At 65.5% G+C, this 15242-nt stretch carries 12 protein-coding genes; 10 read left to right on the top strand and 2 right to left on the bottom strand.

What is annotated here, in order from left to right; all coding sequences use genetic code 11:
* Positions 1-50 precede the first annotated feature (50 nt).
* Entirely contained in the window at positions 51-824 is a 774-nt protein-coding gene (locus tag AC4FIJ_RS13490) for an SMP-30/gluconolactonase/LRE family protein (protein WP_490337231.1), read from the bottom strand.
* A gap of 106 nt (positions 825-930) precedes the next feature.
* On the opposite strand from AC4FIJ_RS13490, the gene AC4FIJ_RS13485 reads away from it, so the two are divergent.
* The 10 genes from AC4FIJ_RS13485 to AC4FIJ_RS13440 all read left to right on the top strand — a co-directional run bounded on the left by AC4FIJ_RS13485 (position 931) and on the right by AC4FIJ_RS13440 (position 14588).
* Positions 931-1641 (top strand): TetR/AcrR family transcriptional regulator, encoded by a 711-nt coding sequence (locus tag AC4FIJ_RS13485; protein ID WP_490337230.1) that lies wholly within the window; start codon positions 931-933, stop codon positions 1639-1641.
* A gap of 121 nt (positions 1642-1762) precedes the next feature.
* The gene (locus AC4FIJ_RS13480; RefSeq protein ID WP_490337229.1) at positions 1763-3136 is read left to right on the top strand and encodes an aromatic ring-hydroxylating oxygenase subunit alpha; all 1374 of its coding nucleotides are present in this window, start codon (positions 1763-1765) and stop codon (positions 3134-3136) included.
* Positions 3133-3627, top strand: coding sequence for a VOC family protein (locus tag AC4FIJ_RS13475; RefSeq protein WP_490337228.1), 495 nt, complete (start codon positions 3133-3135; stop codon positions 3625-3627). The genes AC4FIJ_RS13480 and AC4FIJ_RS13475 overlap by 4 nt, the downstream gene beginning before the upstream one ends.
* Before the next feature lie 27 nt (positions 3628-3654).
* Positions 3655-4482, top strand: coding sequence for an SDR family NAD(P)-dependent oxidoreductase (locus AC4FIJ_RS13470; RefSeq protein ID WP_490337227.1), 828 nt, complete (start codon positions 3655-3657; stop codon positions 4480-4482).
* A 126-nt stretch (positions 4483-4608) separates the two neighbouring features.
* Positions 4609-6846 (top strand): TonB-dependent receptor, encoded by a 2238-nt coding sequence (locus AC4FIJ_RS13465; RefSeq protein WP_490337226.1) that lies wholly within the window; start codon positions 4609-4611, stop codon positions 6844-6846.
* Between the two features lie 25 nt (positions 6847-6871).
* On the top strand, positions 6872-7297 hold the full coding sequence (locus tag AC4FIJ_RS13460) for a GFA family protein (protein WP_490337225.1): 426 nt from the start codon (positions 6872-6874) through the stop codon (positions 7295-7297).
* A gap of 71 nt (positions 7298-7368) precedes the next feature.
* Entirely contained in the window at positions 7369-7908 is a 540-nt protein-coding gene (locus AC4FIJ_RS13455) for an RNA polymerase sigma factor (RefSeq protein ID WP_490337224.1), read from the top strand.
* Between the two features lie 38 nt (positions 7909-7946).
* Complete coding sequence (locus tag AC4FIJ_RS13450; protein WP_490337223.1) at positions 7947-8867, top strand: FecR family protein; 921 nt, start codon at positions 7947-7949, stop codon at positions 8865-8867.
* The gene (locus AC4FIJ_RS13445; protein ID WP_490337222.1) at positions 8846-11287 is read left to right on the top strand and encodes a TonB-dependent receptor; all 2442 of its coding nucleotides are present in this window, start codon (positions 8846-8848) and stop codon (positions 11285-11287) included. The genes AC4FIJ_RS13450 and AC4FIJ_RS13445 overlap by 22 nt, the downstream gene beginning before the upstream one ends.
* A 94-nt stretch (positions 11288-11381) precedes the next feature.
* On the top strand, positions 11382-14588 hold the full coding sequence (locus tag AC4FIJ_RS13440; protein ID WP_490337221.1) for an autotransporter domain-containing protein: 3207 nt from the start codon (positions 11382-11384) through the stop codon (positions 14586-14588).
* 62 nt (positions 14589-14650) lie between these two features.
* Here the strand turns inward: AC4FIJ_RS13440 and AC4FIJ_RS13435 are convergent, their stop codons facing one another.
* Positions 14651-15214, bottom strand: a complete 564-nt coding sequence (locus AC4FIJ_RS13435) for a DUF4136 domain-containing protein (RefSeq protein ID WP_490337220.1) — start codon at positions 15212-15214, stop codon at positions 14651-14653.
* Positions 15215-15242: the final 28 nt, after the last annotated feature.

Below are 15242 nucleotides of genomic sequence, written 5' to 3'. Positions count from 1 at the left end.
ACTCAGTGGCTGGCGCCGCCTACCTCGACAAGGCGGCCTGCACGCCACGGTTACGTTGCAATGTACAGGCTGTTCGGATCGCTTGAGCCGAACGCGAGGCTGACGACATGTGGAGCCGGGAACGTCAGCGCCTGAAGGGCGGTGCCGTCGGCCGAATATTGGTTCAGCCGCCCGGTGCTCCAGCAGGCCAGCCACAGATTGCCGTCACGATCGCAGGCGAGACCGTCGGCGGCTTCCTCCTCCACCAGCAATTGTCCCGGTTCCGGCAGGCCGTTCGCGCCCAGCGGATAGCGCCAGATCCCGCGCGACGTCTCCGAATGATAGAGAAACCGGCCACATGGGCTGAAGGCGATGCCGTTCGATGCAAAGACGTCGCGCCGCAGCACGGTCACTTCGCCCGCCGCGGACAGGTGGAAGAACACCCCCGGCGAGGGGTCTTCGCCCTTCTCCATGATCGAAACGAAGTCGATGGTGCCAGCGAATAACCCGCCGCGCCCGTCCGCCTCCATGTCGTTGACCGCGATGATCGGCTGTCCTTCGATCTCGGTCAGTATGTCGATGCTCTGTCCGGTTGCAGGGTTGAGCGCGATGATCCCGCCGCGGCCCCCGCAGATGACATGGCCCGATTGGTCGAACACCATTCCGCCGACCCATTGGCGATCGGCGAGCATGGTCTCGACCTTTTTTCCTGCCTGCTTGCGATAAATGCCGCCGCCCGTCAGGTCCGAAAACCACACATCGCCGTCCGCCGTGATGCGCGGTGCCTCGACGAAGTCGAACCCGTCCGCGACAATCTCGAAACCGGCTGCCTGTTCTGTCTGCATGCATTATCTCCCGCACATATCGTAACGCGGCGGGGATGCGGGTGCAGCCCGTCATTGTGTCAGGTCGATAGTGGTCAACGCCGCGGTTGGCGGCTACGGCCGGGGCGTGACTTTGCAACGGGATCCCCACGCGCCTTTCGGATCGATCGCTTTCGATCAGGATCCCGCGCGCTGGATGGAGGGCAGCGCCGCCTTCACACGGCCGCAGCAGCAACGCAGCCGCGACGCGCTCACCCGCATCGTTGCTAGCGCGGTCGCGCTGTTCTCTCGCAATGGTTTCGATACGACCCGCGTGGCCGATATTGCCAGCGATGCCGGGGTGCCGGTGGGCAGCGTCTATCAGCACTTTGCCGACAAGGAGGCGCTGCTCGCGACGATCGTTGCGGGCTATCGCGCTTGCCGGATGCGCGAGATCAGGGAACTGTGCACCTCGGCCGAGGCGCGCGCGGCCAGCCCGCGACAGCTTGTCGAACTGCACCTAGATATCGTGTTCAGTGCGTTCAGCGCGGATGCGGGCCTGCTCCGCCTGATCGAGCGCAAGCGGCTTGAGGATATCGGTGTGCACCGCGACCAGAGTGCGGCCAACGATATCGTCGCGACATTGATTGCGGACCGGCTGGTCGAACGTCTGCCCGAACGCGATGCGGACGAACTGCGGCGGCAGGTCCATTATGCGCATTCGATCATTCGCGGCGCGGTCGTGTGGTCCGTGCTGCCGAGCGGTGGCGAACTGGGACAGGGACTGAAGGTGACCGACACCGACTTTGCCGCCGAAGCGCTGAAAATGGCACTGCGCTATCTGGGCATAGACGAGTAGCGCCAGCAGCGGCGAAGCGGCGCAACCTATCCTTTTTCTGCATTGACCGTCTGTGGGTGCAGGATCATCCTTCCCGAAACAGAACATGAATTCACATTCATATGTGGGAGATGATACGGCGATGAACGATATCCAGCAGGTCATGCGCGAGCGCTATCCCGGCAACACATGGGCGGATGTCGCAAGCCGCGACGGTCCGCTGCCCGATGTGCTGTCCCTCCAGGCCAACCCCGAACAGAACCTGCGCGACATTTCCTTTGCGCGCTATACCGATCAGGCGTTTTTCGAGCTTGAGATGGAGCGCATGTGGAAACGCGCATGGCAATGCGCCTGCCGCGCGGAGCATGTCGCACAGGTCGGCGATTTCTTCGTCTATGACATTGGCCGCCTGTCCGTGCTGATCGTCCGCAGCGAGGAAGGGCTGAAGGCCTATTACAATTCATGCCTGCACCGCGGCACCAAGCTGAAGGCGTCCGGATCCTGCGGTTGGGCATCGGGCATCACCTGCCCGTTCCACAACTGGAGCTGGAACCTAGACGGTTCGCTAAAATCCATACCCTGCGACTTCGAATTCCCGCAGGTCGACCATGCGAAGGCCGGGCTGGCCGAGGTGCAGGTGGCCAGCTGGAACGGCATGGTCATGGTGAACTTCGATCCCAAGGCCCCTCCGCTGACCGATTATCTTGAGGTTCTGCCGCAACATTTCGCCAATTGGGACCTGACCGGTTGGTATGTCGCCACCCATGTCCGCAAGCATCTGCCGGGCAATTGGAAACTGTCGATGGAGGCCTTCATGGAGGCCTATCACACCCCCTATGTCCACCCCGAGATGACCAATGTCGTGGGTGACCACAACATGCAGCACGACATCTTTTCCGATCACGTCAGCCGCGACCTGTGCGCGATGGCCTCGCCCAGCCCGACCTCGCAGCGGGCGATGAGCGAGCAGGAACTGCTCGACAGCATGCTGGTCGCCGATGGCGCGATGGTCGGCGCGCGTGCCAAGGTGCCCGAGGGCAAGACCGCGCGCTGGGTAATGGCGGAGCAATTGCGCGAGCAGATGCGCGAGAAGCACGGCCTCGACTATTCGGGTCATTCGGTGCCCGAGATGATTGATTCGCTGAAATACCACCTGTTCCCGAACCTGCTGATCTATCCCGCGCCGGGGCTGTGCCTGGTGCAGCAGTTCCGCCCCGACGGGCACGACCGCGACCGCGCGATCTTCGACCAGTATGTGCTGCACCCCAAGCCGCAAAACGGCGAGTTCGAGGTCGCCGAGGTGCAGGTCATCCACGAGGACGAAAGCTTTGCCAGCATCGAGAGCATGGACCCGTTCCTTGCCAGCGTGCTCGATCAGGACACCGACATCATGCGCATGCAGCGCGAGGGCATGTACGCCAGCGGCAAGGGCGCGGAGACGCTCTCGATCTATCAGGAGGCCCGCATCCGGCACCTGCACGACACGCTCGACAAATATCTGGAGAGGGCGGAATGAAACACCACATCAACGGCGTGCACCATGTCTCGGTCTCGGTCCCCGACATCGATACCGCGCGGCGGTTCTATATCGAGCTGCTGGGCGCCGACGAGGTCTTTACCGGGGAGTGGGAGCCGGGCAACGCGTGGATCGACGCCATCGTCGGGATCGAGGATTCCGCCGCCAAGTCCTTCATGGCGCGGCTGAAGAACATCTATGTCGAGGTGTTCGAATATGTCTCGCCCAAGTCGCCGCCGCAGGATCCGGCGCGTCCGGTCAGCCACAACGGATACACGCATATCGCTTTCCAGGTGGACGACATCCAGGCCGTCCATGACCGCATGGTCGAGGCCGGGCTGACGTTCAACACCGCCCCCGACATGAGCGTGATCACCACCGACGAAAACGGCAACAAGACCGGCGCTGCCGCGACCTATGGCCGCGACTTCTTCGGCAATCTGTTCGAGATCATGGAGATCCATCCGAACGAGGACATTCCGGCGCTCTGACGTCGGCGATCACAGCGGGAGGATAAGGTGGATCTTGAACTCAAAGGCAAACGGGTCGTCGTCAGCGCGGCCACGCGGGGGATAGGCCGGCGAATCGTCGAGGGGTTTCTGGACGAAGGCGCGATCGTGTCGTTCTGCGGCCGCCGCGCGCGCGCCGATCAGGCCAACCCCAGCGACGAGGAGGTCTATGCCAACCAGCTGCCCGGCGACGGAGTAGAGGACGCGGTAGAGGCCCTGTCGCAGCGCGGGAAGGTCTATGGCAGCGTGGTCGATTGCGGCTATTTCGAACAGGTCACCAACTGGGTCGAGAAGGCCGCCGACGACATGGGCGGAATCGACATCGTCGTATCGAACGCCAGCGCGCTGGGCGGCACGCCGCGCAGCCGCAAGGGGTGGGACATCAACTATAATGTCGATCTGATGTCGGCGGTCGCCATGTTCGACACCGCGCTGCCGCATATGAAGGCGGCGGGCGGCGGCGCTTTCCTGCAGATGTCGACCATCACCGCGATCGAGAACCACGCGTTCGGCGAAGCGGGGCTCAGCTATGGCGCGATCAAGGCGGCGCTGATCAATTACACGCACCAGCTGTCGATCGACTACATGAAGGACGGCATCCGCTGCAATTGCGTGTGCCCCGGCCCGGTCCTGATCCCCGATGGAAGCTGGGGTTTCCTCGAAAAGGAACTGCCCGAATATTACGAGGCGAACCGGGCCAAGCACCCCGCGGGCCGTTTCGGCCGGCCCGAGGAAATCGCCGATGCGGTGCTGTTCCTCGCCTCCGCGCGGGCGTCGTGGATCACGGGCGTCAACCTGACCGTCGACGGCGGCTTTACCCGCAACGTCAAGTACTGAACCGGCCGGGCACCCGCGCCGAAGACCACCTGACACAAACACGAGTAGGCCGCGTTCCGGCCGCACAACTAGACTGAAAAGCATAATAACAGCCGCAAAAACAGGCTGAGGAGTGGGAGCGAGCAGATGAAAAAGGCATTTCGGTACAGTCTTGGTGTATCTGCCATGGTGCTGGCATCGGTGCAGGCGCATGCGCAGGCGGTGACCAACGAGCAGGGCGAAACCAGCATTCCGGCAGACGCTCAGGCAGGCGGCGTGACCGAGATCGTCGTCACCGCGCAAAAGGAATCGCAGAACCTGCAGGACGTGCCGATCTCGGTCACGGCGGTCACCGGCGAGATGATCGAGGACGCGCAGATCAACAATATCGCCGATCTGTCGAATTCGATCCCCAATGTGCAGATCAACACCTTTTCGAACTCGCCGGATTCGGCGGTCTTCACCATCCGCGGCGTCGGCGTGAACGATGCCGATCCCTATGTCGGCACCACCGTTTCGGTCGTGGTCGATGGCGTGGTGGTCGGGGTCAACACCGCCGCGCTGCTCTCACTGTTCGATATCGAGCGGGTGGAAGTGCTGCGCGGACCGCAGGGCACCCTGTTCGGCGCGAACACCACCGGCGGCGTGATCAACGTCATCACCAAGCAGCCGACCGGCGAGTTCGGCGGCGACGCGCAGTTCGTCTATGGCAATTACGGGCAGATCGAGGCGAACGCCTCGCTCAACTTCTCGATCGGCGAGCAGTTCGCCGGCAAGATCAGCGTTCTCCACAACGAGATGAACGGCTATTTCCGCAACTACCTCGACGGGGAGCGCATCGGGGAGCGCAACATCACCACCCTGCGCGGCTATCTGCAATATGACGGCGCGGATTACGATGCGACCCTGATCGGCGAATATGTCCGGTCGCGCAACGGATCGCAGACCGGCGTGCTGATCGCGGGGCCGGGCGAATTGTTCTACACGCCGGGCGAGACCGAGGACGCGTTCGATTTCCGGCGGGGCCTGTCGGACGATCAACCCGATTCCAACGACCGCGACACCTATTCGCTGACGCTGACGCAGAACCTCGACACCTCGATCGGGACGCTGACATCGATCACCAGCTACCGCGAATATGACAATCTGCTTTATTCCGACGACGATGCGACGACGCGCATCCTGCTGCAGACGCGGCGCGACACCAACCATCACCAGTTCAGCCAGGAATTGCGCAATCTGGTCGACATCACCGACAGCACGCGGCTGATCGCGGGTGTCTTCTATTTCGAGCAGGAATATTTCCTCGACCAGGACGGCAAGCTCGACGGGTTCCTGCCGGGCCTTGGCCAGCCGCAGACGCAGGCGCAGAAGAACAAGTCCTATTCCGCCTTTGGCCAGATCTATCAGGACCTGACGCCCGAACTGACGCTGCAGGCCGGTATCCGTTACAGCCACGAGAAGACCAGCGCGACATCGACCACCGCCAATTCGATCAGCCCCGACGGCGGCATGGCCGCGTTCGACGATCCGCTGATCCCCGGATCGCTGATCGTGGCGTCGGGCAAGGAAAGCTGGGACAATGTCGGTTACAAGGTCGGGCTGGACTATGCGCCCAGCCGCGATCTGCTGTTCTATGGATATTATGCGCGCGGCTTCAAATCGGGCGGGTTCACCGGGCGCATCGCGATCGCGCAGGACATCGGCCCGTTCGATCCCGAAACGCTCGACACGTTCGAGATCGGGGCCAAGGCCGATCTGCTGGACCGGCGGCTGCGCCTGAATTTCGCGGCGTTCCTCAACAAATACGACGACATGCAGGTGGTGCAGAACATCACCTATCCCTCGGGCGCCAATTCCGCCTCGATCGCCAATGCGGGCAAGGCGGAGACCAAGGGTTTCGAGCTTGAGGCGACGGCGGTGCCGGTCGACGGGCTGACCTTCTCGGGCGCGCTCGCCTATCTCGATGCGAAATACGAGGAATATGACACGCTGGCGCTGGACCCGGCGACGGGCGGGCTGGTGCCGATTTCCTATGCGGGCAACCGGCTGATGAACTCGCCCGAATGGAACGCCGCGCTGGGGATCAACTGGGAAGGCCGCGTGGGGCCGGGCGAACTGAACGCCAATGCGCAATACACCTACACCAGCGAGAAGTTCACCAGCTATACTAACCTGCCGATCGAGGAGGTCGGGTCGATCGAGTTGGTCAATGCCAGCCTGCATTGGAGCCCCGACAATTCGGGACTGGAATTCGGGGTCTGGGTCCGCAACCTGTTCGACGAGGAATATTTCAACCAGAAGCTCAACCTTGCGGGCATCGGCACGCTGGCCTCGCTCGGCGATCCGCGCACCTATGGCATCGACGTGAAGTTCAGTTTCTGAACCTGCCCATGAAGGGAGAGGCTCGATGACGGAGACGAAGCGAGCGGGCGGCTGCCTGTGCGGGGCGGTGCGATATGAAGTGCCGTGGCCGCCGATGATGCTGGTCACCTGTGCGTGCACCAATTGCCAGAAGCAGTCTGGCGCGGCAGCATCGGTCGTGGGGGTGGCCCCGCGCGACGGGGTGACAATCACCGGCGAGCTCAAGACCTATGAGGACCGCGCTGCCAGCGGCAATGCGGTCTATCGCCAGTTCTGCCCCGAATGCGGCTCGCCGATCCTGACCGACACGCTGGCGGCGCAAGAGGGGAACCTGATCTTCTATAAGGCGGGCACGCTGGACGTTACCGCCGATCTGGTGCCGACGACGCATTGCTGGACATCCAGCGGACAGAAATGGGTGCAATATCCTTCCGGCGACACGGTGATGGTGCGGCAGGAAGGGCTGGGCTGACGCCTGACCCGCACCGACGCGCGTGATGCGCCGACTATCTCGGCGCATCGGAATCGTGTAGCGGGCGGCGGGTGGAGCGGGAAGGCGAGACTCACAGACCGGATTCGACGCTGCCTGCTTCCGGGCTCGAAGCCGCTTACCTTGAGCACAGGGCGGAATTGCTGCGGTTCCTGCGCGCGCGCGGCGCGGGCGATGCGGCCGAGGATATCTTGCAGGACGTGTGGCTGCGGATCGCGAAAGCGCGCAGCGGCCCCGTCGACAATCCGCGCGCCTATCTGTTTCGCGCCGCCAACATGACCATGATCGACCGGCACCGTTCGCAGACGCAGGCCGCCCAGCGGGAACGGGACTGGAGCGAGACGCGGCCCGCCGGATCAGAACCCTCCCCCGAAAGCGGCATCGCGGCCTCTCAGGAAATGGCGAAGGTGCTGGCGCTGGTCGACCGGCTGGGCGCGCGGACCGCGGCGGTGCTGCGGCGGCACCGGATCGACGGGCTGTCGCAAAGGCAGGTCGCGGACGAGATGGGCGTCAGCCTCAGCACGGTGGAAAGCGATCTCAGGACCGCATATCGGGCCATGCTCGAATGGAAGGAGCGCAGCGATGAGGCATAGCGCGATCGGCTCCGTCTTCCATCCGGAAGGACATTGCCATGCAGGTTGACGACACGATCCGCGAACAGGCGGCCAGCTGGGCGGCGGCGACCGGCGATCCCGCGTTCGAGGACTGGGACGCGTTCACGCTGTGGCTTGAGCAGGACCCGCGCCATGCCGAAGCCTATGACCGCACGGTCGCCGCCGTGGGCGAGGGCGTGGCGATCCTGGCCGCGGCCACGCCTGCCAATGATGCGGAACCGGCCATGCCCGCCGCGCCGCGCCGGCGCTGGCTGGGCGGCGTGCTGGCGATGGGGCTTGCCGCGTTCCTCGGCCTCGCGTTTTGGCGGCAGGGCGCGCCCGATCTTTATACGGTGGAAACCGCGCCGGGGGCGATGCGGATCGTCGAACTCGGGGCGGAAACAAGCGTCGCCATCGCGGGCGGATCGCGCCTGACCTTCGACCGGAACGACCCTCGTTTCGCCAGCCTCGACCATGGCCGCGCCCTGTTCACCGTACGCCATGACGAGGATGCGCCGTTCCGCGTGACGGCGGGCGAGGCGCAGATCGTCGATGTCGGCACGATCTTCGACGTCCGCCTCGACGACGAGGCTTTCAGCGTGGCGGTGTCGGAAGGCGCGGTGCAGTTCAATCCCGAGGCGGAGGAGGTGCATGTCGCCGCCGGGCAGGTCCTGTCGCGCACCGATGACGGCTATCGCATCGCGCCGGTCGATATTGCGCAGGTCGGCGACTGGCGCGAAGGCAGGCTCAGCTTCGAAGATGAAACGCTTGCCGCCGTGGCGCTGGAATTGAGCCGGGCGACCGGCCTGACCTTCGCGGTCGATCCGGCCAGCGCGGACCGGACAATCACCGGGTCGATTCTTGTCGATCCCGTTCGCAAGGATCCGGCCAGCCTTGGCCCGCTGCTGGGCATCGCGGTGACGCAGGCATCGGGCGCATGGGTGATCGGCGCGCGCTGATGAGGCGGCTGGCATTATGCCTTGCCGCGGCCGTTCTGGCCGCACCGCTGGCCGTACAGGCGGGCGAGCCGGCGGTTTCGGCAACGGCCGGCCGCGCCGGTTCGGTCGCGATCAGCCTTGCGCGGCAGACGGGCAGCAGCATCGTCATCGCCGACCCGCGCCTTGCCCGCCGCAACGTGCCTGCCATTCGCGGCCGCATGCCCGTCAGCGAAGCCGTCCGCCGCCTTGCCGCCGCCATCGGGGGCCGCGCGGTGGCGACGGGGGCACGCTCGTGGCGGATCGAACCGGCCGCGGCCCGCCCCCAGCCCGTTCCCGCCCCTGCGCCCGTGGCCACCGGACCCGCGCCTGTCGAAGCCCCTCCGCCGCCCATCGTGGTGCAGGCGAGCAAGCGCGATCTGTCGCCTGCGCAGATCCCTGCGCAGATCGCGATTCTGGACGGGGGGCTGATCGAACTGGGCGGCGCGGGCGGCAGCGAGGAGATCACGCGCCGCGTCGCCAGCGTGTCGTCCACCTATCTGGGCAGCGGGCGCAACAAGCTGTTCATTCGCGGCATCGCCGATTCCAGCTTTACCGGCCCGACGCAATCGACCGTGGGGCAATATTGGGGCGATCTGCGGCTGAGCTATAACGCGCCCGATCCCGATCTGCGCCTGTCCGACCTTGACCGCGTCGAAGTGCTGGAGGGGCCGCAGGGCACGCTCTATGGCGCGGGCGCGCTGGGCGGGATCATCCGGCTGGTGCCCAATGCGCCGCGCGTGCACGATGCCAGCCTGTCGGCGCAGGTCGGCGGATCGCTGACCCGGCATGGATCGCCGGGCGGCGACGCCAGCATCACCGCGAACCTGCCGATTGCCGCCAACGCCGCCCTGCGCGCCACGATCGATGCGGCCTCGCTGGGCGGCTATATCGACAAGCCCGATGCGGGCCGCAGCGACGTCAATCGCACGCGCATTCTTGGCGGGCGGATGACCGGGCGGGTCGAGTTGGACAATGTCTGGTCTATCGAGGTTACCGGCCTTGGGCAGACCATCGACGCGCGCGACGCGCAATATGCCGACCGCGGCGATCCCCCGCTGACCAGTACCGCGGCTGTCACCGAAGGGGCGGACATCGATTACGCGCTAGGCAGCGTGGTGATCGGCGGCGCGTTCGGCGATGTGCGGTTCCGCTCCACCACGGGCATCGTGCGGCAGGATCTTGAAGAGCGTTATGACGCGGCGAGCGAGCTCGCGCCCGAGCGGCTGTTCGTACAGTCGAACCGCGCGCGCATGATCGCCCATGAAACGCGGCTGTGGGCGCCCGAACGCGGCGGTTTCGGATGGCTGATCGGCACCAGCCTGACCCATAGCGAAAGCGACATTCGTCGCGAGTTCGTCCAGTTCGAAACCCGCCAGTCGGCAAGCGACGCGCTGATGATTGCGGCCCGCGCCAATACGCCCGGCGTGACAAATATCGTCGACGAAGCAACGCTTTATGGCGAGGCGAGCCTGCGCATCGCCCCCATTCTGGTCGCCACCGCGGGCGGGCGGCTGACATGGGCGCGGCTGGGCGGCGGCGCGGACGATGTCGCGCCTGCGCTGTCGCCGTCGATGTCGATGCTGCGCGCCGACATCACCGCGCACCGGACGGAGGTGGATTTCCTGCCCTCGGTCGCGCTGCATGCCGAATTGTCGGACGAGGCGCTGATCTATTCGCGCTATCAGCAGGGCTTTCGCCCCGGCGGCCTTGCGATCGAGAGCGATTTCGTGCGCCGCTTCCGCAACGACCGCACCGCGACTTGGGAAATCGGCGCACGCTATGGCCGCGCGGGTTCGGGCGCATCGGCGCAAGGTGCGGGCAGCGGCGATCCGTTCAGCCTTGCGGTCAGCCTGTCCCATACCGACTGGCGCGACATTCAGGCCGATTTCGTCGACGATGGCGGACTGCCCAGCACCAGCAATATCGGCGACGGCCGCATCTGGTCGGCCAGCCTGTCGGGCGCGGCGGAAATCGCCGAGGGGCTGCGCGTCGAACTGGGCGGAACATGGAACCACAGCCGGATCGACGAGCCCGATCTCGCCTTTCGCACGCGCACGCGGCAGATCCCCAATATCGCCGAATTCGCGGCGCGCGCGGGCGTCAATTACACGGCATGGTTTGGCGGCGACTGGCGGCTGACGGCGGATGCGTGGGCCAGCTATGTCGGACCCTCGCGCCTTGGCATCGGGCCGGAGCTTGGCGAGAGCCAGGGCGATTATCTCGACAGCGGGATCGACGTCAGGATCGGCGGCGACACGATGGGCCTGACGCTGGGCGTGTCGAATATCGCCGACATGCGCGGCAACCGGTTTTCGCTGGGTACGCCGTTCGGGGACGACCGCGACCAGGTCACCCCGCTGCGCCCGCGCACGTTCCGGCTGGGGATCGACCGCCGGTTCTGAAACGCCGGGACAAGCGGCCCGCATATTTTTTCAAGGCCGCTCCGCACCGGCTCCGTCTGACGGATCGACATCGATCTGAAGGATGCCCGATACAGTGCGTAACCTGCTTTGCTCTACCGCCATCGCCGCCATTGCCATCGCTTCGACCGGAGCCGGTGCGAAGGACATCACCAACGCGCAGACCGCGCCCATTGCAACGGCCACCGCCAACAATGGCGCGCCTGATGCGATCAACATCACCAAGGACGGTTCGGTGACCGTGACCAGCGGCACCGCCGTCACCGTCAACAGCAACCATAAGGTGACCAATGGCGGCAAGATCGCCATTTCCAATGCCAGTGGATCGACCGGGATCGCGGCGATGGACGGAACCTCGGGCGATATCGTCAACGGCGGCACGATCACCATCGACGAGCCCTATACGCCCAAGGACGACGACAATGACGGCGACCTCGACGGGCCGTTCGCGCTGGGCAGCAACCGGCAGGGCATCCGCACCATGGGCGCGCATGCCGGCGATGTGGTCAACAGCGGCACCATCACGGTCGAGGGTAACGATTCCACCGGCATCGCGCTGGGCGGAATGCTGACCGGCGATCTGATCCACGACGGCAAGACCGGGGTGATCGGCGACCGCGTCATCGGCATCGACGCGCAGGCGATCGACGGCGATGTGCGGCTGGCGGGCACGGTGCAGGCGCGCGGCAAGGATGCGATGGCGGCGCGCTTTGGCGGCGATGTCACGGGCGCGATGGTCGTGCAGGGAGAGATCGATGCCAGCGGCTATCGCTATACCGCGCAGCCGACGAGCGCGACCAAGCTGGACGCCGACGATTTGCTGCAGGGCGGCCCCGCGATCAGCGTCGAGGGCAATGTGACCGGCGGGATCCTGCTGGCCGTCGCGCCCAAGGACAGCGACCCCGACAAGGCGGACGAGGATTCCGACGGGATCGAGGATGCGAAGGAGGGATCAGCCAAGATCACGTCCTATGGATCGGCAGCCGCGCTTTCGATCGGATCGGCGACACGCGACATCGCCATCGGGGCCGTCGCGGGCACTGCCAGCAAGTTCGGCCTGATCGTCGACGGGCTGGTCGACGGGCGCGGCGTCTATGGCGGGGTCAGTGCCACCGGCATGGCGATTGGCGGGCGCGGCCACGGCGTGTCTATCGCCAATGGCATCGGCATTTCGGGCGGCGTCGGCGCGCTCTCGGGCGGCGCGAATGCCACCGCGCTTCGGCTGGCGGCAGGGGCATCGACGCCGCTGCTGCAGAACGCGGGATCGATCGAGGCGCGCGGGTCGTCGACCGGCGACACGCGTGCGATCGCGGTGTCGGTCGAACAGGGCGCCAATCTGCCCACGATCCGCAACAGCGGGTCGATCAAGGCGGTTGCGACGGGTGAGGGCGGAAATGCCATCGCCATCCGCGACACCGGCGGCACGGTCTCGCTCATCGAGAATGCGGGCCAGATCTCGGCCAGCGGCGCGAAAAAGGGCAGCGGCCGCAATATCGCCATCGACCTGTCGGCACGGACCGCCGGCGCGACCGTGCGCCAGACGCAGGTCGCGTCCGGCCATGCCGCGCCCTCCATCGTGGGCAATGTGCTGTTTGGCAGCGGTAACGATCTGCTTGAACTCGCCGATGGCGGGTTGTCGGGCGATGTGTCGTTCGGCGCGGGGAATGACACGCTCTCGCTTGGCGGGGACGCGGTGCATGCGGGCAATGTGTCGTTCGGTACGGGCACTTCCGCGATGAACCTGCTGGGAAGCTCTGCCTTTGGCGGCACCGCTGATTTCGGCGGGGGCAGCGGGACGCTGTCGCTGTCGGGCACTTCGATCTTCTCGGGCGGCATCGCCAATGGCGGCAATGTCGCGGTGACGGTGGCGGGCGGCACGCTCGACCTGTCGAAGCCGACCAGCATCGCCTCGTTGTCGGTGGGGGCGACCGGCATGCTGGTGGCGACGCTGGACAAGGCGGCGGGCAGCGGGACGGGGATCGATGTCGCCGGAAACGCCAGCTTTGCCGAAGGGGCCAAGCTGGCGCTGCGGCTGGCCGACGTATTGACCGCGGAAGGCAGCTATGCCGTGCTGACCGCCGGATCGATCACCGGCCTCGACAAGCTGGATACCGTCGAAACGCTGATCCCCTATATGTTCAAAGCCGAGATCAGCGAGGACGCGCCCAGCAATGTGCTGACCGTCGATGTCGCGCGGCGCAGCGTGACCGAACTGGGCCTCAACCGTTCGGGCGCGGCAGCCTATTCGGCGGTGTTCGCCGCGCTTGGCGAGGACGAGGAGATCGAGAACAGCTTCCTCGCGATCACCAATGGCGATGCGTTCCGGCAGACGCTTGCGACCATGCTGCCCGACCATGCGGGCGGCGTGTTCGAAGGGATCGGGCAGGGCGAGCGGACGCTGATCCGGCAGATGCAGGATCCCGTCAGCCCCATCATAGACGAGGGCGCTTTCACCGTGACGCTGAACCTTGCGCTGTGGAACAGCGACAAGGGGCTGGGCGACAGCGGCGCTTATGATTTGCAGGGGCACGGATTTTCGCTGACGGGCGAATACGACATCGGTTTCGGCCATGTCGGCGCGACGCTGGCCAGCCTGTGGAACCAGCACACCAATGGCGCGGCGAGCGACGTCAAGAACAGCTCGTTCGAGGCGGCGGCGCACTGGCGCGGCAATTGGGGGCCGGTCGGCGGCTTCGTGCGCGGCGCGCTGGGCCGGTCCGACATCAAGAGCCAGCGCGTGTTCAACGGCACCTCAGACGGCGAAAGCGTCAAGCGCACGATCAAGGGCAAGTGGGACGGCGATTTCGTCAGCCTTGCCGCCGGGGCGTCGGCGGAAGGCGGCTGGCGCTATATCTTCTTCCGCCCGCAGGTGATGGTCGATTATGTCAAGCTGGACGAGGACGGCTATTCCGAAGCCGGCGGGGACGAGGCGCTGGACCTGACAGTGGATGCGCGCAGCAGCGATGAGCTGGGCCTGAGCGCGGGCATGGTGCTGGGCGCGGATATCATGGGCAGGGGATCGCGCGACAGCAATTGGCTGCGCATAGAGACCGAAGGCGGCTGGCGCGAAGTGCTGGACGGCGAACTGGGCGAGACCACCGCGCGCTTTGCTGGTGGCGACGATTTCACCCTGCAGGGCGAAACCTCGACCAGCGGCTGGTATGGCCGCCTGCGCGCCGTGGGCGGCCCGGGCGGCGTGATCATGATGGGCGAATTATCGGCAGAGGAACGCTTCGAAGAACTTGCGATTGCGCTGCGCGGAAATCTGAAGATCGTGTTCTGACCGCACACGAAAACGGGCCGGAAGCGTCGTGCCTCCGGCCCGCAGTCGCCCAGGTAAGTCCCCTATTTGCCGCTGGCGGCGGCGAACCGGTCGACCAGTCCCTGCACGGCGGACTGGATCAGCGCGTCGCTGGGGCTATCGGTCGATCCGATCCGCGCCTCGGCGATGCCGTGCCAGATCGGGCGGTCGGTTTCGGCATCGAACACGTCGAGCGCCATCGACCCTTCGGTCACGTTGCGCACATCGACCTGGTTGTACTGATAGGCCCAGCCATAGCGGTAGTTCATGCCATAGCCGGGATAATAGGCCCCGACGGGCCCCCAGTTGGTCACGTCCACCTTGTCGCGCGCGCCCAGCGTGAAGGCCAGTTCCATGTCGCCCTGCCCTTCCGCGACCTGCCGGTATCCGGCCTGCGCAAGGCTGGCGTCCATCGCCTTTTGCACGCGTTCGTAGACGAAGGGATTGCCGCCACCCGGCCGGGGGAAGGCCCAGCTATAGGTGGTGTATTGGGCAAGATCGACGCTTGGCGCGGCCTCGGTGCTGAAACTTGGCCGGGGCGTGGTCGAGCACGCGGCGAGCGATACCAGCGCGGCCGCGCCCAGCAGATTGCGACAAAGATTCCTCATGTAAGCGCCCTTTCAGCCTGAAACCCGT

The sequence above is a fragment of the Croceicoccus sp. genome (assembly GCF_983967925.1).
The sequence above is the reverse complement of the archived record's forward strand: the minus strand, read 5'-3'. Positions and strand labels throughout refer to the sequence as shown.

Coding starts and splice junctions, on each gene's coding strand:
- AC4FIJ_RS13490 (WP_490337231.1), bottom strand. CDS start 824: ATGCAGACAGAACAGGCAGCCGGTTTCGAGATTGTCGCGGACGGGTTC.
- AC4FIJ_RS13480 (WP_490337229.1), top strand. CDS start 1,763: ATGAACGATATCCAGCAGGTCATGCGCGAGCGCTATCCCGGCAACACA.
- AC4FIJ_RS13475 (WP_490337228.1), top strand. CDS start 3,133: ATGAAACACCACATCAACGGCGTGCACCATGTCTCGGTCTCGGTCCCC.
- AC4FIJ_RS13465 (WP_490337226.1), top strand. CDS start 4,609: ATGAAAAAGGCATTTCGGTACAGTCTTGGTGTATCTGCCATGGTGCTG.
- AC4FIJ_RS13460 (WP_490337225.1), top strand. CDS start 6,872: ATGACGGAGACGAAGCGAGCGGGCGGCTGCCTGTGCGGGGCGGTGCGA.
- AC4FIJ_RS13450 (WP_490337223.1), top strand. CDS start 7,947: ATGCAGGTTGACGACACGATCCGCGAACAGGCGGCCAGCTGGGCGGCG.
- AC4FIJ_RS13445 (WP_490337222.1), top strand. CDS start 8,846: ATGGGTGATCGGCGCGCGCTGATGAGGCGGCTGGCATTATGCCTTGCC.
- AC4FIJ_RS13435 (WP_490337220.1), bottom strand. CDS start 15,214: ATGAGGAATCTTTGTCGCAATCTGCTGGGCGCGGCCGCGCTGGTATCG.